The organism is Aquimarina aquimarini (assembly GCF_900299535.1).
Taxonomy (GTDB): Bacteria; Bacteroidota; Bacteroidia; order Flavobacteriales; family Flavobacteriaceae; genus Aquimarina; species Aquimarina aquimarini.
Genome location: NZ_OMKE01000009.1, coordinates 149,875 through 172,413, shown reverse-complemented (window position 1 = coordinate 172,413; position 22,539 = coordinate 149,875). Strand labels below are relative to the sequence as shown.

Genomic DNA, 22,539 nt, shown 5'->3' with positions numbered 1-22,539 from the left:
AATGGCTGAAGTAGATAATACCAAAAAATGGTACGTAGTAAGAGCAGTAAGTGGTCAAGAAAATAAAGTAAAAGACTATATCGAACGAGAAATCGCTCATATGGGATTAGAAGATTATGTTTCTCAAATCCTTGTTCCTACAGAAAAAGTAATACAGATTCGTAACGGAAAAAAAATAAACAAAGAAAGAGTATATTTTCCTGGGTATGTTATGATAGAAGCAAACCTTTCAGGAGAAATTCCTCATATTATTAAATCTATTAATGGAGTTATAGGGTTTCTTGGAGAGGTAAAAGGAGGAGATCCTGTGCCGCTAAGAAAATCTGAAATTAATAGAATGTTAGGTAAAGTAGATGAATTGGCAGTAAAAACTGATAACGTTGCTATACCATACACAGTAGGAGAAACAGTAAAAGTTATAGATGGCCCATTTAATGGGTTCAATGGCTCTGTTGAAAAAGTAAATGAAGAGAAGCGTAAACTGGAGGTAATGGTTAAGATTTTCGGAAGAAAGACACCATTAGAACTTAGTTATATGCAAGTAGAAAAGATATAATAATTGTTACATTATAGATCCAGAATTGTTCTTTTTGCTTCCACATAACAGAACAATTCTAATTTAAAATTAGAAAAATGGCTAAAGAGATAGGTAAAGTAGTAAAATTACAAGTGCGTGGAGGAGCGGCAAACCCGTCCCCACCAGTTGGACCTGCTTTAGGTGCTGCCGGAGTAAATATCATGGAATTCTGTAAGCAATTCAATGGTAGAACACAGGATAAGGCTGGTAAAGTATTGCCAGTTGTTATAAATGTGTACACAGACAAGTCTTTTGACTTTGTTATTAAAACTCCACCAGCAGCGGTTCAAATACTGGAAGCAGCAAAACAGAAAAAAGGTTCTGGAGAGCCTAATCGTAAAAAAGTGGCAAGTGTTACTTGGGATCAAGTTCGTACAATTGCAGAAGATAAAATGCAGGATTTAAATGCATTTACTATAGAATCTGCTATGAAGATGATTGCTGGTACTGCTCGTTCAATGGGTGTAACTGTAAAAGGACAAGCTCCTTTTTAATCCAAAAAAGTTTACAAAATGGCAAAAGTAACCAAAAAGCAAAAGGAAGCTAACGCAAAAGTTGATAAAAACAAAGCGTATTCATTAGATGAAGCTTCTGCTTTAGTAAAAGAAATAACAAACGTAAATTTTGATGCTTCTATAGATCTGGCAGTTCGTTTGAACGTAGATCCTCGTAAAGCAAATCAAATGGTACGTGGTGTGGTAACATTACCTCACGGAACAGGGAAAGATGTAAAAGTATTAGCATTAGTAACACCAGATAAAGAAGCCGAAGCAAAAGAAGCTGGAGCTGATTATGTTGGTCTTGATGAATACCTTGATAAGATCAAAGGTGGTTGGACAGATGTTGATGTGATTATAACAATGCCAAGTGTTATGGGTAAATTAGGACCATTAGGTAGAGTGTTAGGACCTCGTGGATTAATGCCTAACCCAAAAACAGGAACGGTAACGATGGATGTAGCAAAAGCTGTTTCTGATGTAAAAGCTGGTAAGATTGATTTTAAAGTTGATAAAACTGGAATCGTTCATGCGGCAATAGGTAAGTCTTCTTTCGATGCCGACAAAATTGAAGGTAATGCAAAAGAATTATTAACAACATTAGTAAAGTTAAAACCACAAGCGGCAAAAGGAGTTTATATAAAATCTATTTATATATCTTCAACAATGAGTCCAGGAATTGAGGTTGATTCTAAAAACTACGCAGGTAATTAAGATAAACGATTATGACAAGAGAAGAAAAATCACTAGTAATTGAAGACTTAACTGCTCAGTTGGCTGATAATGCTAATATCTATTTAGCTGATATTTCAGGATTAGATGCAGGAACAACTTCAAACTTACGTAGAGCTTGTTTTAAAGCTAATGTATCATTAAAAGTAGTTAAGAATACACTCCTTGCAAAAGCAATGGAGAAGTCTGATAAAGATTTTGGAGAATTACCAAGTACATTAAAAGGTAATACTTCAATTATGTTTGCAGAAACTGGTAATGCGCCAGCAAAGGTTATTAAAGAATTTCGTAAGAAATCAGAAAAACCTGTATTAAAAGGAGCATTTATAGCAGAAGCAATCTTTGTTGGAGATGAAAGCCTTGAAACTTTAGTTAATATCAAATCTAAAGAAGAGGTTATCGGAGATATTATAGGTCTATTACAATCACCTGCTAAGAATGTAGTTTCTGCATTAAAATCAGGAGGAGGAACAATAGCCGGTATTCTTAAAACATTATCTGAGAAAGAAGGATAATAACCAGTAGTGTACGCACTTTTTAACAATTATATTTTCATTAAAAAAATTATTTAAAACGATAGAAAATGGCAGATTTAAAAGATTTCGCAGAGCAATTAGTTAACTTAACAGTAAAAGAAGTTAATGAATTAGCAGATATATTAAAAGAAGAGTATGGTATCGAGCCTGCTGCTGCTGCTGTAGCAGTTGCTGGAGCTGCTGCAGGTGGTGGAGACGCTGCTGAAGAGCAAACTGAATTTGATGTAATTCTTAAAGCTGCAGGTGGTTCTAAATTAGCAGTTGTAAAACTAGTTAAAGAACTTACTGGTCTTGGTCTTAAGGATGCTAAAGGATTAGTAGATGAAGCTCCTAAAGCAATCAAAGAAGGAATTGCTAAAGATGAAGCAGAAGCTCTTAAAGCTCAATTAGAAGAGGCTGGAGCAGAGGTTGAGCTTAAATAAGCTTACCGTATACTGAAATATAGGTTTAGACCCGGAGAATGTTCTCTGAGGTCTAAACCATTTTTGCGTATATAAACAATAAGTGTTAAAATATGCGTTTTTTTAAAATTTTAATTTAATTCCGTCCATTGATGTTAGCAACACAAACTGAAAGATTAAATTTCTCTTCTGTAAAGAACAGACCTGATTACCCTGATTTTTTGGATATTCAGATCAAATCCTTTCAGGATTTCTTTCAACTAGAAACAAAATCAGATGAAAGAGGAAACGAAGGTTTATACAATACCTTCATGGAAAACTTCCCGATTACAGACACACGTAATCAATTTGTACTAGAATTTTTAGATTACTTTGTTGATCCTCCCAGATATGATCTTCAGGAGTGTATAGAAAGAGGTCTTACGTACAGCGTACCTTTAAAAGCACGTCTTAAATTATTCTGTACAGATCCGGAACACGAAGATTTTGAGACAATTGTTCAGGACGTATATTTAGGTACTATCCCGTATATGACACCTAGTGGTACGTTTTGTATCAATGGTGCAGAACGAGTTGTTGTATCTCAATTACACCGATCACCTGGTGTATTCTTTGGACAATCATTCCATGCCAATGGAACCAAACTATATTCTGCAAGAGTAATTCCTTTTAAAGGGTCTTGGATAGAATTTGCTACCGATATTAATAGCGTTATGTACGCATATATCGATAGAAAGAAAAAATTACCAGTAACAACACTTTTCCGTGCAATTGGATTTGAACGTGATAAAGATATTTTAGAAATATTTGATCTTGCAGAAGAAGTAAAAGTTTCTAAATCTGGATTGAAAAAAGTTTTAGGACGTAAGTTAGCTGCTCGTGTATTAAATACATGGCATGAAGACTTCGTTGATGAAGATACAGGAGAAGTAGTATCTATCGAACGTAATGAAATCGTTCTGGATCGTGATACTATTTTGGATAAAGATCATCTTGATGAGATTATAGACTCTGGTGCAAAGACAATTTTGTTGCACAAAGAAGATAATCAAAAAGGAGATTATGCAATTATTCATAATACACTACAGAAAGATCCTACCAACTCAGAAAAAGAAGCAGTAGAACATATCTACCGTCAATTACGTAATGCTGAACCGCCTGATGAAGAAACGGCAAGAGGTATTATAGATAAGTTATTCTTTTCTGATCAACGTTACAATCTTGGTGAAGTAGGGCGTTATAGAATGAATAAAAAATTGGGACTTAATATTGAAATGGATAAGCAAGTGCTTACCAAAGAAGATATTATTACCATTATAAAATACTTAATCGAATTAATTAACTCTAAAGCAGAGATAGATGATATTGATCACCTTTCTAATCGTCGTGTTAGAACTGTAGGGGAGCAATTATCACAACAGTTTGGAGTAGGATTAGCTCGTATGGCTCGTACAATACGCGAGCGAATGAATGTTAGAGATAATGAGGTATTTACACCAATCGATTTGATTAATGCAAAGACCTTATCTTCTGTAATTAATTCATTCTTTGGAACAAACCAGTTATCTCAGTTTATGGATCAAACGAATCCATTAGCAGAGATTACACATAAGCGTAGACTTTCTGCATTAGGACCTGGTGGATTATCAAGAGAAAGAGCTGGTTTTGAGGTACGTGATGTTCACTATACACATTATGGACGTTTATGCCCTATTGAAACACCTGAAGGACCAAATATTGGTTTGATTTCTTCATTAGCAGTTTTTGCCAAGGTAAATTCAATGGGATTCTTAGAAACTCCTTACCGTAAAGTAACAGATGGTAAAGTAGATGTTAATGAATTTAGATACCTAAGTGCAGAGGAAGAAGAGGAGAAGTTAATTGCTCAGGCTAATATACCACAGACAGATGAAGGGGATATTACTGCAGATAAGGTAATTGCACGTATGGAAGGTGATTTCCCAGTGATTGATCCAACAAACGTAAATTATGCCGATGTAGCACCAAACCAGATAGCATCAATATCAGCATCATTAATTCCTTTCTTAGAACATGATGATGCCAACCGTGCATTGATGGGATCAAACATGATGCGTCAGGCAGTACCATTATTGAGAGTAGATGCACCTATCGTAGGTACAGGATTAGAGCGTCAAGTGGCTTCAGATTCTAGAGTATTGATTAACTCAGAAGGAGAAGGAGTTGTAGAATATGTAGATGCACAAAAAATTACCATTAAGTACGATAGAACAGAAGAAGAAAGAATGGTAAGCTTTGATAGTGATTCTAAAACTTATGAACTTATAAAGTTTAGAAAAACCAATCAAGGAACAAACATAAACCTTAAGCCGATTGTAAATGTTGGTGACCGTGTAAAAAAAGGTCAGGTGTTATGTCAAGGATACGCAACAGAAAAAGGAGAGCTTGCACTTGGTAGAAATATGAAAGTAGCCTTTATGCCTTGGAAAGGGTATAACTTTGAGGATGCAATCGTGATTTCTGAGAAAGTTGTAAGAGAAGATATCTTTACATCAATACATATTGATGAATACTCTCTAGAAGTAAGAGATACTAAATTAGGTAATGAAGAATTAACTAATGATATCCCTAATGTTTCTGAAGAGGCAACAAAAGATCTTGATGAGAATGGAATGATTCGCGTAGGTGCAGAAATCAAACCAGGAGATATTCTTATAGGAAAAATTACTCCAAAAGGAGAAAGTGATCCTACTCCAGAAGAAAAACTATTAAGAGCAATTTTTGGAGACAAAGCAGGTGATGTAAAGGATGCCTCATTAAAAGCATCTCCTTCATTACACGGTGTGGTAATTGATAAAAAATTATTTGCACGTGCTATAAAAGATAAGAGAAAACGTTCGCAAGATAAAGAAGATATAGAAGCTCTTGAAAGATCGTATGACGTAAAATTTGAGTTGTTGAAATCTGAATTGGTAGACAAACTGTTTGCAATAGTAGGAGGTAAAACATCTCAAGGTGTTATTAATGATCTAGGAGAAGAAGTACTACCAAAAGGTAAAAAGTATAGTCAGAAAATGCTAAATAGTGTTGATGATTATACACATCTTACTAAAGGAACTTGGACTACAGATGATGATCTTAATAGTATGGTTGCTGACCTTATTCACAACTATAAGATTAAAGAAAATGATCTACAAGGAAATTTAAGAAGAGAGAAGTTTACAATCTCTGTAGGAGATGAATTACCTTCTGGAATTATAAAACTTGCTAAAGTTTATATTGCTAAGAAACGTAAACTTAAAGTAGGTGATAAAATGGCAGGTCGTCACGGTAACAAAGGTATTGTTGCACGTATTGTAAGAGAAGAGGATATGCCTTTCTTAGAAGATGGAACACCAGTTGATATTGTATTGAATCCATTGGGGGTACCTTCTCGTATGAATATTGGTCAGATTTATGAAACTGTATTAGGATGGGCAGGGCAAAAACTTAACAGAAAGTTTGCTACTCCGATCTTTGATGGAGCTTCATTGGATCAAATTAATGGATTTACAGATGAAGCTGGAATCCCTAGATTTGGGCATACCTATTTGTATGACGGAGGAACTGGAGATCGTTTTGATCAACCAGCAACCGTAGGTGTGATTTATATGCTTAAACTTGGTCACATGGTAGATGATAAGATGCACGCACGTTCTATAGGTCCATACTCATTGATTACACAGCAACCACTTGGTGGTAAAGCACAATTTGGTGGTCAGCGTTTTGGAGAGATGGAAGTATGGGCATTAGAAGCTTATGGAGCTTCTGCTACTTTACGTGAGATATTGACGGTAAAATCTGATGATGTTATAGGAAGAGCTAAGACGTACGAAAGTATTGTTAAAGGGGAACCAATGCCAGAACCTGGATTACCAGAATCGTTTAATGTATTAATGCATGAACTAAAAGGTCTGGGATTAGATATCAGATTAGAAGAATAGAATTAAAATTAGCAAACTGCCTCCTGAGATAGTATCCAAGGAAGCAGTTTGTATATCAAAATACTATTCAATTTTAAAATACAATAATTCTTTAGTAACCATATATTATGGCAAGAAATAATGATAAGAATGCAGTAAAGAGATTTAATAAGATCTCTATAGGTTTAGCCTCTCCTGAGTCGATTTTAGCAGCATCTCAAGGAGAAGTACTTAAACCCGAAACTATCAATTATCGTACACACAAACCTGAACGAGATGGTTTGTTCTGTGAGCGTATTTTTGGACCTGTAAAGGACTTTGAATGTGCTTGTGGTAAATATAAAAGAATTCGATACAAAGGAATCGTTTGTGATCGATGTGGTGTAGAAGTAACCGAGAAAAAAGTACGTAGAGACCGAGTAGGACATATTAACCTAGTTGTACCAGTAGCACATATCTGGTATTTTCGTTCTTTACCAAATAAAATAGGATATTTATTAGGACTTCCTTCTAAGAAGCTGGATATGATTATTTACTACGAGCGTTATGTAGTAATTCAGCCAGGTATTGCCAAGAATGAAGAAGGAGAACCTGTACAGAAAATGGATTTCCTTACAGAAGAAGAATATCTTAATATATTAGATAGTCTTCCTCAAGAAAATCTATATTTGGATGATACAGATCCTAATAAATTTATCGCTAAGATGGGTGCAGAATGCCTTATCGAAATTCTGAGAAGAATTGATTTGGATGCGCTATCTTATGAATTAAGACATAAAGCAAATAACGAAACCTCTAAACAACGTAAAACAGAAGCATTAAAGCGTCTTCAAGTTGTAGAGTCTTTCCGTGATGCAAATAAGAATAGAGAAAACAATCCAGAGTGGATGGTACTAAAAGTAGTACCGGTAATTCCGCCAGAATTACGTCCGTTAGTACCATTAGATGGAGGTCGTTTTGCAACTTCTGATTTAAATGATTTATATCGTAGAGTAATTATACGTAATAATCGTTTGAAAAGATTAATGGAAATCAAAGCTCCTGAAGTGATTTTACGTAATGAAAAACGTATGCTTCAGGAATCAGTAGATTCTTTATTTGATAATACAAGAAAAGCATCTGCCGTAAAAACTGATTCTAACAGACCGTTAAAATCACTTTCTGATTCATTAAAAGGTAAGCAAGGACGTTTCCGTCAGAACTTACTTGGTAAGCGTGTGGATTATTCAGCACGTTCTGTAATTGTTGTAGGACCAGAATTGAAGTTGTTTGAATGTGGTCTTCCTAAAAATATGGCAGCAGAACTTTACAAACCATTTGTGATCAGAAAACTGATAGAACGTGGTATTGTAAAAACTGTAAAATCAGCAAAGAAAATAATAGATAGAAAAGAGCCTGTTGTATGGGATATCTTAGAGAATGTCTTAAAAGGACATCCTGTATTATTAAACCGTGCTCCTACGCTTCACCGTCTTGGTATACAGGCATTCCAGCCAAAACTTATAGAAGGTAAAGCAATACAATTACACCCATTGGTATGTACAGCATTTAATGCCGATTTTGATGGAGATCAAATGGCAGTACATTTACCATTAGGGCCAGAAGCAATTTTAGAAGCTCAGTTATTGATGTTAGCATCACATAACATTCTAAACCCTGCAAATGGATCGCCAGTAACTGTACCTTCTCAGGATATGGTATTGGGACTGTATTATATGACTAAGTCTCGTAGATCAACTCCAGAATTAATAATAAAAGGAGAAGATCTTACTTTCTATTCACCAGAAGAAGTAATCATTGCGTATAACGAAAAGCAATTAGATATTAATGCAAATATCAAAGTACGTACAAATGATATTGATGAAGAAGGAGAGATCGTTACTAAGATAATCGAAACTACTACAGGAAGAGTTTTATTTAACGAGAAAGTTCCTGAAAGAGCTGGATATATCAATGAGGTATTGACAAAAAAATCGCTTAGAGATATTATCGGAGGGATTTTGAAAGTTACAAGTGTACCTGAAACTGCAGCTTTCCTTGATGAGATTAAGACATTAGGATATAATTTTGCATTTCAAGGAGGATTATCATTTAGTTTAGGAGATATAATTATTCCTGCAGAGAAGCATACCATGATTGCTGATGCCAATACGCAAGTAGATAACATCGTAGCAAACTATAACATGGGATTGATCACCAATAACGAACGTTATAATCAGGTGATTGATATTTGGACTTCAACCAATGCAGAGTTGACAGAATTGTCAATGAAACGTATTAGAGAAGATCAACAAGGGTTTAACTCGGTGTATATGATGCTTGATTCTGGAGCAAGGGGGTCAAAAGAGCAGATTAGACAGTTGACAGGTATGCGTGGATTGATGGCGAAGCCTAAAAAAGCAAGTTCTGCTGGTGGAGAAATTATCGAAAACCCGATTCTTTCTAACTTTAAAGAAGGACTATCAATCTTAGAATACTTTATATCAACTCACGGGGCTCGTAAAGGTCTTGCAGATACGGCACTTAAAACGGCAGATGCAGGATACTTAACAAGACGTTTGGTAGATGTAGCTCAAGATGTAATCGTTAACATAGAAGATTGTGGTACATTACGAGGTGTTGAAGTAACTCCATTAAAGAAAAATGAAGAAATAATAGAAGGACTAGCTGCAAGGATAGTAGGTAGAACTTCATTGGTTGATGTAGTAAATCCATTGACTCAGGAAGTGCTTGTAGAAGCAGGAACAGAGATAGATGATGCAACTGCTAAGATTATAGAGAATTCTCCTGTAGAATCTGTAGAAGTACGTTCTGCACTTACTTGTGAAGCTAAAAAAGGAATTTGTGTAAAATGTTACGGACGTAACCTAGCTACAGGAAAAACTGTTCAGATAGGTGAAGCCGTAGGTGTTGTAGCGGCTCAGTCTATTGGAGAACCAGGAACACAGCTTACACTACGTACTTTCCACGTGGGAGGTATTGCAGGTAACATTTCTGAAGAAAATCAATTAAAATCTAAATTTGCAGGTAAAGCTGAAATAGAAGAGCTTAAAACTGTAAAAGGAGAAGATAACGAAGGAAATGAAATTGATGTAGTAATCTCTCGTACATCAGAGGTGAAAATTATAGATCCAAAAACTAAGATTGTTTTAAGTACAAACTTAATTCCTTATGGATCTCAATTGTTTATTGCTGATGGAGATAAATTAGATGCAGATCAAGTAATCTGTCAATGGGACCCGTATAATGGTGTTATTATTTCAGAATTTGCAGGTAAAGTAAGATATGAAAATATCGAACAAGGTATTACCTATCAAGTAGAAATTGATGAACAAACAGGATTCCAAGAAAAAGTAATTTCTGAATCTCGTGATAAGAAAAAGATTCCAACTTTACATATATTAGGAAAAGGAGACGAAGTATTACGTTCATACAACTTACCAGTAGGAGCTCACCTTATGGTAGATGATAGTGATAAGATTAAAGTAGGGAAAATTCTTGTAAAGATTCCACGTAAATCTGCAAAAGCGGGTGATATTACAGGGGGTCTTCCAAGAGTAACTGAATTATTTGAAGCACGTAACCCATCAAACCCAGCTGTAGTTAGTGAGATTGATGGTGTAGTATCCTTTGGGAAAATCAAGCGTGGTAACCGTGAGATTATTGTTGAATCACGAATCGGAGAGATAAAGAAATATCTTGTAAAACTTTCTAATCAGATTCTTGTTCAGGAAAATGATTATGTACGTGCAGGAATGCCATTATCTGATGGTTCTACTACACCAGAAGATATCCTTAAGATTAAAGGGCCTTCTGCTGTACAGCAATATTTGGTTAATGAAGTACAGGAAGTATACCGATTACAAGGTGTGAAAATTAATGATAAACACTTTGAGGTTGTTGTACGCCAGATGATGCGTAAAGTAAGAATTCAAGATCCAGGAGATACTATTTTCTTAGAGAACCAATTAGTCCATAAGTCTGATTTTATCGAAGAAAATGATGAAATTTTTGGAATGAAAGTAGTTGAAGATGCAGGAGATAGTGAAAACCTTAAAGCAGGTCAGATTATTTCTCCTAGAGAATTGAGAGACGAGAACTCTTCATTACGTAGAGATGATAAGAATTTAGTGACAGCAAGAGAAGTTTCTCCTGCTACGGCTACGCCAATACTGCAAGGTATTACAAGAGCTTCACTACAAACGAAGTCATTTATTTCTGCAGCATCATTCCAGGAAACAACAAAAGTATTAAACGAAGCTGCGGTAAGCGGTAAAATTGATACACTTGAAGGTCTTAAAGAAAATGTAATTGTTGGACATAGAATACCAGCAGGAACAGGAATGAGAGATTACGAAAGTATCATTGTTGGTTCAAACGATGAGTTTGAAGAAAGAATGGAACAGCGACAAGAAGTTAATTATAACTAATATAATATGAACAGCCTGCCTTTTTAGGCAGGCTTTCTTTTTTTGAATAAAAAAAGATATTCTAAAATAAAATTAGATATGGCAGATAATAAAAATCAGAACCAAAATCAATTGAATATAGAATTAGATGAGGATATTGCAGATGGAACCTATAGTAACCTTGCAATTATAAATCATTCTGTTTCTGAATTTGTAGTTGATTTTGTAAATATTATGCCGGGTAGACCTAAAAGCAAAGTGAAAAGCAGAATAATATTAACTCCGCAACATGCCAAAAGGTTATTAAAAGCACTTAGTGACAATGTAAACCGATTTGAAAAAGCTAATGGAGAGATCAAAGATTATGATCAACCACCTATTCCTATGAATTTTGGACCTACAGGAGAAGCTTAGGATAATTGTAAAACTATTATTGCAACAAGAAAAGATCTTTATAAGGATCATGTGAAATACAAAAAAACCTCATAATTAATTTTATGAGGTTTTTTTGTATGTATTGTCCCGTCTTGGAAATTAGGGGCTAAAATTCTGATGTATAATGAAATTGTATAGATGGATATTTTTGTTGAGTCATTTGTAGACTAAAAGATGAATCTGCAAAAAATACCAATTGCCCTTGTTTATCTTTTGCAAGAAATTTACTTTTTACTCGTTTAAAATCTTTAAACTCATCACTATTCTCATCTTCGGTCTCTACCCAACAAGCCTTATGTACATTTAAGTTTTCATATGTACATTTTGCTCCATATTCATGCTCTAGTCTGTATTGAATTACTTCGTATTGTAATGCTCCTACAGTACCAATAACTTTTCTTCCGTTCATTTCGAGCGTAAAAAGCTGTGCAACCCCTTCATCCATCAATTGATCAATTCCTTTTGCCAATTGTTTAGATTTCATAGGATCGGCATTATTAATATACCTAAAATGCTCAGGTGAAAAACTTGGAATTCCTTTATAATTAAGGATTTCACCTTTGGTAAGAGTATCTCCGATTTTAAAATTTCCTGTATCATGTAACCCTACAATATCACCAGGGTATGAAATATCTACAATTTCCTTTTTTTCGGCAAAAAAAGCATTAGGACTAGAGAATTTTAATTTTTTATTATGTCTGGTGTGTAAGTAAGGTACGTTTCTTTCAAAAGTTCCAGAAACAATTTTTATAAAAGCCAATCGATCTCTATGTTTAGGATCCATATTGGCATGAATTTTAAATACAAAACCAGTAAAATCTTGTTCTTCAGGATGTACAACTCGAATGTCACTTTCTTTTGGTCGTGGAGGGGGAGCAATAGTAATAAAGCAATCTAGTAACTCTCTAACACCAAAATTGTTTAATGCAGAGCCAAAAAACACTGGTTGTAAACTACCATTTTGATACTCATTTTGTTCAAATTTTGGATAGATACCCTCAACTAGCTCTAATTCTTCACGCAATGTGTCTGCAGCATCATCTCCTATAGTGTCATTAAGTTCACTTGATGATAGATCAGATATCTCTATAGTTTCTTCTATGTTTTTTCTACTATCTCCACTAAAGAGATTAATGTTTTTTTCCCAGATATTATAAATACCTTTAAAATCATAGCCCATTCCTATAGGAAAACTAAGGGGAGTAACCTTAAGCCCCAGTTTTTGTTCGATTTCATCCAGCAATTCAAAAGCATCTTTTCCTTCTCGATCCAGTTTATTGATAAACACAATCATAGGGATATTTCTCATTCTACATACAGAAACCAGTTTTTCTGTTTGTTCCTCAACTCCTTTTGCAACATCGATTACTACAATTACACTATCTACAGCTGTCAAGGTTCTGAATGTATCTTCCGCAAAATCTTTATGCCCTGGAGTATCCAAAATATTGATTTTGATACCTTCATACTCAAAGGCTAATACAGAAGTAGCTACAGAGATACCCCTTTGACGCTCAATTTCCATGAAGTCACTAGTGGCTCCTTTTTTTATTTTATTAGATTTTACAGCTCCAGCTTCTTGAATAGCCCCCCCAAAAAGTAACAATTTCTCTGTTAGTGTTGTCTTACCTGCATCGGGATGAGAGATAATTCCAAAAGTTCTTCTTCTTCCTATTTCATCAGTAAATTTCATCTGGTACTACTTTAGTATTCTATAAATATGGTGATAATCATCTTTTAGGCCTGAGCTATAAAGAATTTTAATAAAATAGCTAAACCTATCAAAATCTATTAACTATAGTAGTTATTAGATTATTAAACAAGGATGCAAATATAGTATTAAAATAACATAGTTATATACGCAATTATAATTGCTTATTATAAAATATAAATACTCATGTACTAAGCTTAATTATATTGAACAGTACCATTTTTAATTTGAGTTCCCTTAATAAAAAGAGGGTCATTTTACTTTGTTTTTTAAAATGAAAACTAATTGTTGCTATGGAATCTGTTGTACAACTTTATAAGAATAGTATATAGATATATCAATAAGCTAATCAAAAATATCAGAATGTGAGGATAATGTAGGAAATGATGTGTTTTTTGTCTAAAAAAAATGTTTGTTAACGAAAAACATAATTTTTACAGGAATATTTTATTAAATACTGAAAAAATATCATAACATTTGCACTCCCCCTATATTTATGGTTTTCACGTAACAACACAATGGTTTTTGTTGCGGGTTGTTTTGTATTATTTTAAAAGATAGAACAGTATGAGAAAAAACACATTTCTTAAAAAAGGGGCAAAATACGAGTATAGTAATTTCTGGAAGCAATTTTTTTTGGTATTACTTTTATTATTTTCTACACTACATGTCGAAACGCTAAAAGGAGCAGGTATAAATAAAAAAAACTTTATTAATGGGCATAGTAAAGATGGTTCAGGTATAGAAACAGTTTATAAAGCTCCATTAGTAATGTGCTCTATTCAACAATCAGGTTTTTGGAGTATTTCTGGTACCACAGCATTATATGATTTTGGGGATGGAGTAATAGCTAGAATAACCACTACAACAGCAAACCCTTTTATTTCTGGTAATTTTAATCCTGCAGGAACTGGGTTTTGGTCCAATGGTATAGAAGGGGATGTGTCTATAGAAAATATATTTACTTGGGATTCGACACTAACAGTAAGTTTTGAAGATGGTTTTGGTAATCCAGTAAATATAGAGGATCCTATATTGCATATTGATCGTTTAGGAGGATTATTTGGAACACAACAAAATTCTGCAGAAGTTACACTGCAAGGTGGATTGACATGGACTTTTTTAGGAGGGACCAATGATTTTCAAGCTACAACTACAACAGTTAGAGATGCTGGAGCAGGAACCCCTGTTGGTAGTACTCCAGGTTTAGAAAGTAGTTTGAATGATGATGATGGCTCAGCGGCTGGTTCTTTAAGGATTAACGGTGTAATAACATCGTTTACATTACAATTTGTACAAGCTGGTGTGGCTGGATTTGGTAATGATGATATAGAATTCATGTTAGAAGTATGTACTACAGCTGATACAGACAATGATGGTATACCAGATGTGTCAGATATATGTATGGGGTATGAAGATGATATTGATATAGATAATGATAATGTTGCCGATGGTTGTGATCTTGATGATGATAATGATGGGATTTTAGATATAGATGAAGGAGCATGCCAACTTATTGAATCTGGCAGTTGGACGATTGCTGGAACTACAGCAACCTATGACTTTGGAAATGGTGTCATTGCAAAGCTTACAACCACAAACCCTGATCCATTTGTGTTGGCAGATTTTAATCCTTTAGGAGCAGGTTTTTGGTCAGAAAATTTAGGCGGTAATGTATCATTAGAAAATGAGTATCATTGGGATTCGATATTGACTATTAATTTTGAAGATGCATTAGGTAATCCGATTCAAGTTACAAATCCTATTTTACATTTTGATCGTATAGGAGGAGTATTTGGGACACATCAAAACTCTGCAGAGATAACATTATTAGATGGATTAACCTGGGCTCCATTAGAAGGAACATCAGATTTTAGAACAAGACCAACTACAGTAAGAGATGGGGGAGTAGAAATTATACCTCCTACAGGAGCTACAGGAGAAAGTACAGAAAATGATGCAGACGGTAGTGCGGCAGGTTCTTTGCGAGTACACGGAAATGTATCTACAGTGAGACTACAGTTTGTACAATCAGGTATAAATGCTTTTGGAAAAGATAAAGTAGAGATCATATTATCTGTTTGTAATAACTTAGATAGTGATAATGATGGAGTTCCTAATTATCTGGATTTAGATAGTGATAATGATGGTATTTATGATGCAGAAGAAGCAGGGCATATGCAACCACATACAAATGGTGTTGTAGATGGAACTTTTGGAACAGATGGTATTCCTGATCTGGTACAAGGCACCAGTGGAGCAAATAGTGGAGTTGTAGATTATAGTATTGCGGATTCAGAAGTTACTCCCGATGGAGTTCCTGATTTTATTGACTCAGATAGTGATGATGATGGCTGTGATGATGTAATTGAAGCTGGATATACAGATGGAGATACCAATGGATATTTAGGGATTGGTACATTTGGAGTTGGACTTACTGTTGATGCAAATGGAAGAGTGACCTCTAGAAGCGATGGGTATACGGGTACGAATACTAATGTTACCACCGCAGGAGCACCTCCTGTAATAACAGTACAACCATCAAACTCAATAATTTGTGCAAATACAGATACAACATTTGAAGTAACAGCTACAGATGTCAATACTTATCAATGGCAATTGTTTAATGGTACTACATGGGATGATCTTACAGATACAGGTATCTATAGCACTACAACCACAAATGTGTTAACGATTACGAACGCCTCGATAACCGATAATGGTAATCAATATAGAGTAGTTTTATCTAACTCATCATATTTGTGTGCAACTCAGATTTCTGATGTAAAGATACTTACAGTAAATGCTTTGCCTACTATTTCTGTAACTAGTTTACCATCGTGCTCTATAGATATGATGACATATTCATTAGAAGTAACTGTAAGCGCAGGAGTAGTTACCAGCACCTCTGGTATAGTGACAAACGTTTCTGGTAATTTATGGAGTATATCAGAAATTCCTTTGGGGACTGATACAGATATTACAGTAAATATTGTGACAACTTGTGAAAAAACAATTACTGTAAACACACCAATATGTAATATTGAGGCCAATGATGATCATTTGGTGATAGATGGTGAAACAGGAGGTAATTCTATTAATATAGTAGATGATAATGATACTATTAATGGAAACGGAGCTATCTTGGGAACAGATGTAACTATGACTGTAACTGATTCAGACCTTGGAGATGGAGTTAGTATAGACCCCATTACAGGAGAAGTGATTGTACTTCCAAATACTTCCCCAGGTGATTATATATTTACTTACACTTTGTGTAGTATCGTTGATCCATTGATATGTGATGATGCTACAGTAACAGTTGAAGTAATAGGAGTAGCCAATATGGAGCTTATTAAAACAGGAGTGTATGTAGATGCAAATAATGATAACGCTATTAATGCAGGCGATGAAATACATTACAGTTTTACTGTAGAAAATACTGGAAATCTAACTATTACAAACATATTACTTAGTGATCCATTGCCAGGAATTGAGGTAATAGGAGGCCCCATCGATCTGGAAGTAGGAGAACAAGACACAGATAGTTTTACAGCTACTTATGTTTTGACAGAAGAAGACCTACTTAGAGGGAGTGTATCTAATCAAGCAACTGTTACAGGTTTGGATTCAGATGGGAATGATATAACTGATATATCAGATGATCCCTTTGATGAAACCAATGTTGATATTGATGGAGATGGGGATTTTGAAGATATTACCGTATTGCTCATTGAGCCTAGTGATGAGGTAGAGATTTATACAGGAATTTCGCCAAATGGAGATGGGGTTAATGATCAGTTTAGAATCATAGGGTTACATAATTTTTCTAATAATACTTTGAGAATATTTAATCGTTGGGGAGTTATGGTTTTTGAAGAAGATGCATATGAACAACCAGGGGCTAGATTTTTTGAAGGAGTTAGTAATGGAAGGGCTACAATAAATAGTGAAAAAAGATTACCTGTAGGAACATATTATTATGTATTAGAATATGAAAATACCAGTGGAATCGCTAGGTCTAAAGCGGGTTACCTGTATATAAATAGATAAATGTATTTGGAATATTATATATTTGTTATTCCCTAAATCGAATTAAAATACTTATGGATAAACTATTGAAAATATTTGTAATTGCCATTGTAGGTTTTACTACTACTTTTGTCAATGCTCAGCAAGATGCTCAGTATACTCAATATATGTATAACACAATAAGTGTAAACCCTGCTTATGCAGGTAGTCGTGGTGTTTTGAGTATTATGGGGTTACACCGTAGTCAATGGGTAGGATTGGATGGAGCACCCCGTACTCAAACTTTAACACTTAATACTCCTATCGGAGATAATGAGAGAATTGGTTTGGGAGTATCAATTGTTAATGATCAGATAGGACCAACAGATGAAACTTATTTTGATATTGATTTTTCATACACTATTCCTACGTCAGAACAAGGGAAATTGAGCTTTGGGTTAAAAGCAGGAGGACATTTATTAAATGTTGATCTAAATGAATTATCAAAATTTACAAGCAATGATCGCTTATTCGAAAATAATATAGATAATAAATTCAGTCCTAATGTTGGAGTAGGATTTTACTATCATACGGATCGTTTTTATGTAGGGTTAAGTACTCCTAATTTATTAGAAACAGATCATTTTGATGAGAGCTCTACAGATGATAGTAGTACAGCAACAACTTTTCTGGCAGAAGAACGTATCAATTACTATTTGATTGCAGGACATGTATTTGATTTGAGTGATGATGTGAAATTTAAACCAGCATTACTGGGTAAATTAGTATTTGGAGCGCCTTTACAAGTAGATTTGTCAGCAAACTTTTTATTGTATGATCGCTTGACTTTAGGGGTGGGTTATCGTTGGGATGCTGCGGTAAGTGCAATGGTAGGTTTTCAGGTGTCAGATTCTATGATGATTGGTTTTGCCTATGATAGAGAAACTACAGAATTAGGACAAACACAGTTTAATGATGGTAGTTACGAGGTCATGTTGAGGTTTGAACTCTTTAAAAAATATAACAGAATGCTAACACCTCGTTTCTTTTAATCAAAACTTTAACACAACAGTAAATTATGAAGAAATATTTACTTATATCGCTTTTAGCCTTTATATCATTATTCTTTGCAAATGATACTCTTTTTGCACAAGAAAAGAAAATGCAAAAAGCAAAAAATCAATATGATAAGTATCAATATATTGATGCGCAAGAGACATATCTTAAAATTGTAAAAAAAGGGTATAAAAGCGCTGACCTTTTTATGAACTTAGGTGATAGTTATTATTTTAATAGTCAGTTTGAAGATGCCTTAAAATGGTATGAGGAGTTAGTGAATTCTTATCCAGATGAAGTGAAACCTGAATATTATTTTAGATATGCACAAACATTAAAATCTGTAGAAAAATATGAGGAAGCAGATAAGTATATGCAAAAATTTGCAGACCTTAATAATAATGATCAACGAGCAAAATTATTTGCAGATGGGCCTGATTATTTGAAACAAATCGATTTTCAATCAGGAAGATACGAAGTAGAAAACTTAGCTGTAAATTCGATCTTTGCAGATTTTGGTGCTGCTTTTTATGGAAAAAAGATTGTTTTTAGCTCCTCGCGAGATACTTTAAGGTTAAACAAAAATGTTCATCAATGGAATGATGAAGCTTTTTTAAATCTTTTTGAAACAGAGTATGACTCTGTAAATAATAGTTTTTCAAAAGTAAAGAGACTGAGTGGTAAAATAAATTCAAAGTTTCATGAATCTACACCTGTGTTTACCAAAGATGAGCAGACAGTTTATTTTACAAGGAATAATTTTAATGATGGAAAAATTGGCCGTGATCAAAAAGGGACTAATAAACTAAAAATATATCGTTCTTATAAAACTGATCAAGGAGGGTGGACAACCCCTCAAGGTTTACCATTTAATAGTGATGAATATTCTGTAGCACATCCTACATTAAGTAACGATGAGAAAACATTATATTTTTCATCGGATATGCCTGGAGGAAAAGGCTTGTCTGATATATATGAGGTGAGTATAGATGAAGAAGGGAATTTTGGAGAACCAAAAAACCTTGGAGATAGAATTAATACAGAAAGTAAAGAAACATTTCCTTTTATAAGTGAGGATAATGTATTGTATTTTTCGTCTGATGGTCATATGGGACTAGGTGGGTTGGATGTATTTGTTACATCGCTAAATCCACAAACTAAACAAGAAAAAAAGGTAATCAATGTAGGACGCCCAATTAATGGAGCAAAAGATGATTTTGCATTCATAATAAACCATGGTTCTAAAAGAGGATATTTCTCATCAAATAGATCAGGAGGAAAAGGAAGTGATGATGTATATGGATTTATTGAAATTGAAGAGTTGAGAAATCCTTGTGAAATTACAATTGCTGGATTGGTTACAGATAAGGATACAGGAGAATTACTTTCTGGAACCAAAATTTCTGTTTACGACAGTAACAATACTCTTCTGCAAAGTGTAGTGATAGGAGAAGAAGCTACATATACTCAATTGGTAGATTGTGAGTCCAAATATTTTGTAAGAGCTGAAAAAGATGAATACATAACATTGGAAAAACTAGTGAATACGTTGGCAGAGACACAGGTGCAAGACACTCCACTTAGTTTAGAAAAGAAAATTAAATCAGCTGATATCGGGGATGATTTAGCAAAAGTGTTATCTCTTAATCCTATCTACTTTAGTTTTGATGGATTTGAGATACGTTCTGATGCTAAAGTAGAGTTGGCAAAAGTAATCGAGGTAATGAACCAGCATCCTAAAATGAAAATAGATATACGATCACATACAGATAGTCATGGTGATAATGCGTATAATTTATATCTCTCAGAGAAGAGGGCAGAAGCTACCGTAAATTATATTGTAGATAAAGGAATATCTAAAGATAGATTAACAGGAAAAGGGTATGGAGAAACCAAACCAGTTAATGATTGTGTAGATAATACCAACTGTACAAAAGAAGCACATCAATTAAATAGAAGAAGTGAGTTTATAATTGTAAAATAATTGTGTGCGATAATAAATAAATTATTGATATAAAACAAAGTGCCTTACTTTTCTAGTAAGGCACTTTGTTTTATAGTTTTATATGATGAAAATAATTAATCTTTTATAGTGGTAATTATTTTGGTAGTATAAGAAATTACTGTTTAGTGTCCTGAATAAATTACAAAATTGCGAGGAGTTTCATACAAAGTAATTTCAAGGTCAAATTTTGGTAGTAGCTTATTTCTTAATCTATTCCATATGACTATTGCAATATTTTCTACAGTAGGATTTAGATCAGCAAATTCTACAACTTCTTCATTTAGATTTTTATGATCTAGATATTCTTCTACTTCAGTTTTTATATATTCTTTTAGAATTTTAAGATCCATAAGAAAACCAGTTTCAGGGTCAACTTCTCCTATAACTGCAACTATAAGCTCATAGTTATGCCCGTGATATTTTGGGTTGTTACATTTGCCAAATACCTCAAAGTTTTTTTCATCACTCCAATCTTTCCTGTATAATCTATGTGCCGCATTAAAATGCGCTTTTCTACAAGCTTTAATCCTCATAAGGTTATGTGTGAATAAAATTTTTCAAAAATGATTTTAAACCATTCTGTATACGTTTCAGGGTGCTTTAGGATATCTTCTTTTACGACTTCTATTGGCATCCATTTCCAATTAGCTACTTCTTCAGGGTTGATAACAGGAGCATTCTCATAGGTGCCCAATAATACATGATCAAACTCATGTTCTGTAAGTCCGTTGTCAAAAGGAGCTTTGTATATAAACGAGACCGATTCTTTGAGAGGAGTAGTAAACCCCATTTCTTCTTGTAATCGTCGCATTCCTGCTTCAATATTGCTTTCTCCTTCTCTTTGATGGCTACAACATGTATTTGTCCATAAACCAGGAGAATGATATTTATGAAGAGCTCTTTGTTGAAGCATCAATTCGTTTTTGTTATTAATAACAAATACAGAAAAAGCTCTATGTAATACAGCTTTTTGGTGTGCTTCTAGCTTAGGCATTAATCCTATTTGCTCATCATTTTTGTTAACCAGAATAACTTTTTCTTCTTCTTCCATTATTTTTAATTGCGCCAAAATTACAAAATCGTACGAGCAATTCATAATCTATATCTCATGTCAGTGTAATATTTATGGTCATAAATAATAAAAGACTTTAGAGATATAAGCAAATAGTAATTCTGTACAGAATAAAAGTTAATGTGAATCTATGTGTAAATTAATATTACATAGGTATTATTGAATGGAAAACACTAATTTTGCAGAAAATAAATTTGATTATGGCAAACAAGAGAGACCTTAAGAAAGATATAAACTACGTTTTAGGAGATATTATAGAAGCAGTTTATCTATGGGAGTTAGAGAACCCTGATAAGGATAACAAATCAGGAGAGGAAATTATTGATGAGGCAATAACATCATTTGATGGATTTATGGCTAGAGCTAATGAGCGTTCACTAGAAAATGCTAAGAAACATTTTAAAACTTTACGTGATGATTTGGAGAAAACAGCTACTGAATTGGTAAAAAAAGTAAATGCACTATAATTTTTTTTAAAAAATATTTGTAAAAATGGTTGTAGAGATTATATTTGCAACCGCTTTTGCCGATATAGCTCAGCTGGCTAGAGCAGCTGATTTGTAATCAGCAGGTCGTGGGTTCGAGTCCCTCTATCGGCTCTTAAAAAGTCCTGAATGTTAATTCAGGACTTTTTTGCTTTAAAATGGTAAAAGATGTAATATTATTATAGGATCAAAGACTAATTGTTGTATTTGTGAAAATATTTTGGTTGATCTAAAAAGAGTCCAATAGTATTTTTTTCAAGGTCTCATTAGAGACTTCTATGACTAAATGATTGACAATCATTTAGCAAATTTTAACACATCGTTTTATCAGGAGGTTAAAAGTTTCGTCTTTTTTATCAAACAGAATGTCTTTTGGACTACACCAGTTAATGTTTCTCGATTATTGAGTTTCTACAAAAATTCTACTCTTAATTCATACACCGTTTTTAAAAATGATCCTGAAAAATACCTATAACTAATGGATAGCCAACTTTTGATAAGAGTATAATCATTTTTTGAAAATAAGCTTATTTAAGAAAAATATTATGATCCTTAATAAAAAATTAAAATGTACTAAAAAGGTTAAATAATAAAATGAAAATCATTTAAATATCTAATTTTGAATAGGTTCGAGCCAATTATATTGTTATAAAGAATTAATTTAAAATATT

General features: G+C 33.8%; 15 protein-coding genes and 1 tRNA gene. 13 read left to right on the top strand and 3 right to left on the bottom strand.

Going from position 1 to position 22,539, the window contains the following annotated elements:
* The first annotated feature begins 1 nt into the window (after nucleotide 1).
* The 8 genes from nusG (at nucleotide 2) to DG508_RS04630 (ending at nucleotide 11,507) form a co-directional block, all read left to right on the top strand.
* The gene (gene nusG / locus DG508_RS04665) at nucleotides 2-556 is read left to right on the top strand and encodes a transcription termination/antitermination protein NusG (RefSeq protein ID WP_108867019.1); all 555 of its coding nucleotides are present in this window, start codon (nucleotides 2-4) and stop codon (nucleotides 554-556) included.
* 77 nt (nucleotides 557-633) lie between these two features.
* Complete coding sequence (gene rplK / locus DG508_RS04660) at nucleotides 634-1,071, top strand: 50S ribosomal protein L11 (RefSeq protein WP_108867018.1); 438 nt, start codon at nucleotides 634-636, stop codon at nucleotides 1,069-1,071.
* Between the two features lie 18 nt (nucleotides 1,072-1,089).
* Complete coding sequence (gene rplA / locus DG508_RS04655; protein ID WP_108867017.1) at nucleotides 1,090-1,788, top strand: 50S ribosomal protein L1; 699 nt, start codon at nucleotides 1,090-1,092, stop codon at nucleotides 1,786-1,788.
* An 11-nt stretch (nucleotides 1,789-1,799) separates the two neighbouring features.
* Nucleotides 1,800-2,321 carry a 50S ribosomal protein L10 gene (gene rplJ / locus DG508_RS04650; RefSeq protein WP_108867016.1) on the top strand — a complete coding sequence of 174 codons (522 nt, stop codon included), beginning with the start codon at nucleotides 1,800-1,802 and terminating at the stop codon, nucleotides 2,319-2,321.
* Nucleotides 2,322-2,389: 68 nt separating this feature from the next.
* Nucleotides 2,390-2,764, top strand: coding sequence for a 50S ribosomal protein L7/L12 (gene rplL, locus DG508_RS04645; protein ID WP_103863727.1), 375 nt, complete (start codon nucleotides 2,390-2,392; stop codon nucleotides 2,762-2,764).
* 131 nt (nucleotides 2,765-2,895) lie between these two features.
* Nucleotides 2,896-6,705 (top strand): DNA-directed RNA polymerase subunit beta, encoded by a 3,810-nt coding sequence (rpoB, locus tag DG508_RS04640; protein WP_108867015.1) that lies wholly within the window; start codon nucleotides 2,896-2,898, stop codon nucleotides 6,703-6,705.
* A 107-nt stretch (nucleotides 6,706-6,812) separates the two neighbouring features.
* On the top strand, nucleotides 6,813-11,114 hold the full coding sequence (rpoC, locus tag DG508_RS04635; protein ID WP_108867014.1) for a DNA-directed RNA polymerase subunit beta': 4,302 nt from the start codon (nucleotides 6,813-6,815) through the stop codon (nucleotides 11,112-11,114).
* A 78-nt stretch (nucleotides 11,115-11,192) separates the two neighbouring features.
* On the top strand, nucleotides 11,193-11,507 hold the full coding sequence (locus tag DG508_RS04630; RefSeq protein WP_108867013.1) for a DUF3467 domain-containing protein: 315 nt from the start codon (nucleotides 11,193-11,195) through the stop codon (nucleotides 11,505-11,507).
* 127 nt (nucleotides 11,508-11,634) lie between these two features.
* Here DG508_RS04630 and DG508_RS04625 read toward each other — a convergent pair whose 3' ends face one another.
* Nucleotides 11,635-13,221, bottom strand: coding sequence for a peptide chain release factor 3 (locus DG508_RS04625; protein ID WP_108867012.1), 1,587 nt, complete (start codon nucleotides 13,219-13,221; stop codon nucleotides 11,635-11,637).
* A gap of 585 nt (nucleotides 13,222-13,806) precedes the next feature.
* Here DG508_RS04625 and DG508_RS04620 point away from each other — a divergent pair.
* From DG508_RS04620 to DG508_RS04610, 3 genes are read left to right on the top strand one after another with little or no spacing between them, the layout of a single operon-like run.
* Nucleotides 13,807-17,292 (top strand): T9SS type B sorting domain-containing protein, encoded by a 3,486-nt coding sequence (locus DG508_RS04620; protein WP_108867011.1) that lies wholly within the window; start codon nucleotides 13,807-13,809, stop codon nucleotides 17,290-17,292.
* A gap of 53 nt (nucleotides 17,293-17,345) precedes the next feature.
* Nucleotides 17,346-18,302: a PorP/SprF family type IX secretion system membrane protein gene (locus DG508_RS04615; RefSeq protein WP_108867010.1), complete on the top strand. Its 957-nt coding sequence runs from the start codon at nucleotides 17,346-17,348 to the stop codon at nucleotides 18,300-18,302.
* 26 nt (nucleotides 18,303-18,328) lie between these two features.
* Nucleotides 18,329-20,290 (top strand): OmpA family protein, encoded by a 1,962-nt coding sequence (locus DG508_RS04610; RefSeq protein ID WP_108867009.1) that lies wholly within the window; start codon nucleotides 18,329-18,331, stop codon nucleotides 20,288-20,290.
* Nucleotides 20,291-20,433: 143 nt separating this feature from the next.
* Here DG508_RS04610 and DG508_RS04605 read toward each other — a convergent pair whose 3' ends face one another.
* Both DG508_RS04605 and idi read right to left on the bottom strand, forming a co-directional pair.
* The gene (locus DG508_RS04605) at nucleotides 20,434-20,844 is read right to left on the bottom strand and encodes a 6-pyruvoyl trahydropterin synthase family protein (RefSeq protein WP_108867008.1); all 411 of its coding nucleotides are present in this window, start codon (nucleotides 20,842-20,844) and stop codon (nucleotides 20,434-20,436) included.
* The gene (idi, locus tag DG508_RS04600) at nucleotides 20,841-21,407 is read right to left on the bottom strand and encodes an isopentenyl-diphosphate Delta-isomerase (protein ID WP_234418175.1); all 567 of its coding nucleotides are present in this window, start codon (nucleotides 21,405-21,407) and stop codon (nucleotides 20,841-20,843) included. The genes DG508_RS04605 and idi overlap by 4 nt, the downstream gene beginning before the upstream one ends.
* Before the next feature lie 176 nt (nucleotides 21,408-21,583).
* Between idi and DG508_RS04595 the strand changes: the two genes are divergently transcribed.
* Nucleotides 21,584-21,850, top strand: coding sequence for a hypothetical protein (locus DG508_RS04595; protein ID WP_108867006.1), 267 nt, complete (start codon nucleotides 21,584-21,586; stop codon nucleotides 21,848-21,850).
* Nucleotides 21,851-21,908: 58 nt separating this feature from the next.
* A tRNA-Thr gene (locus DG508_RS04590) sits at nucleotides 21,909-21,982 on the top strand.
* The last annotated feature ends 557 nt before the right edge of the window (nucleotides 21,983-22,539 follow it).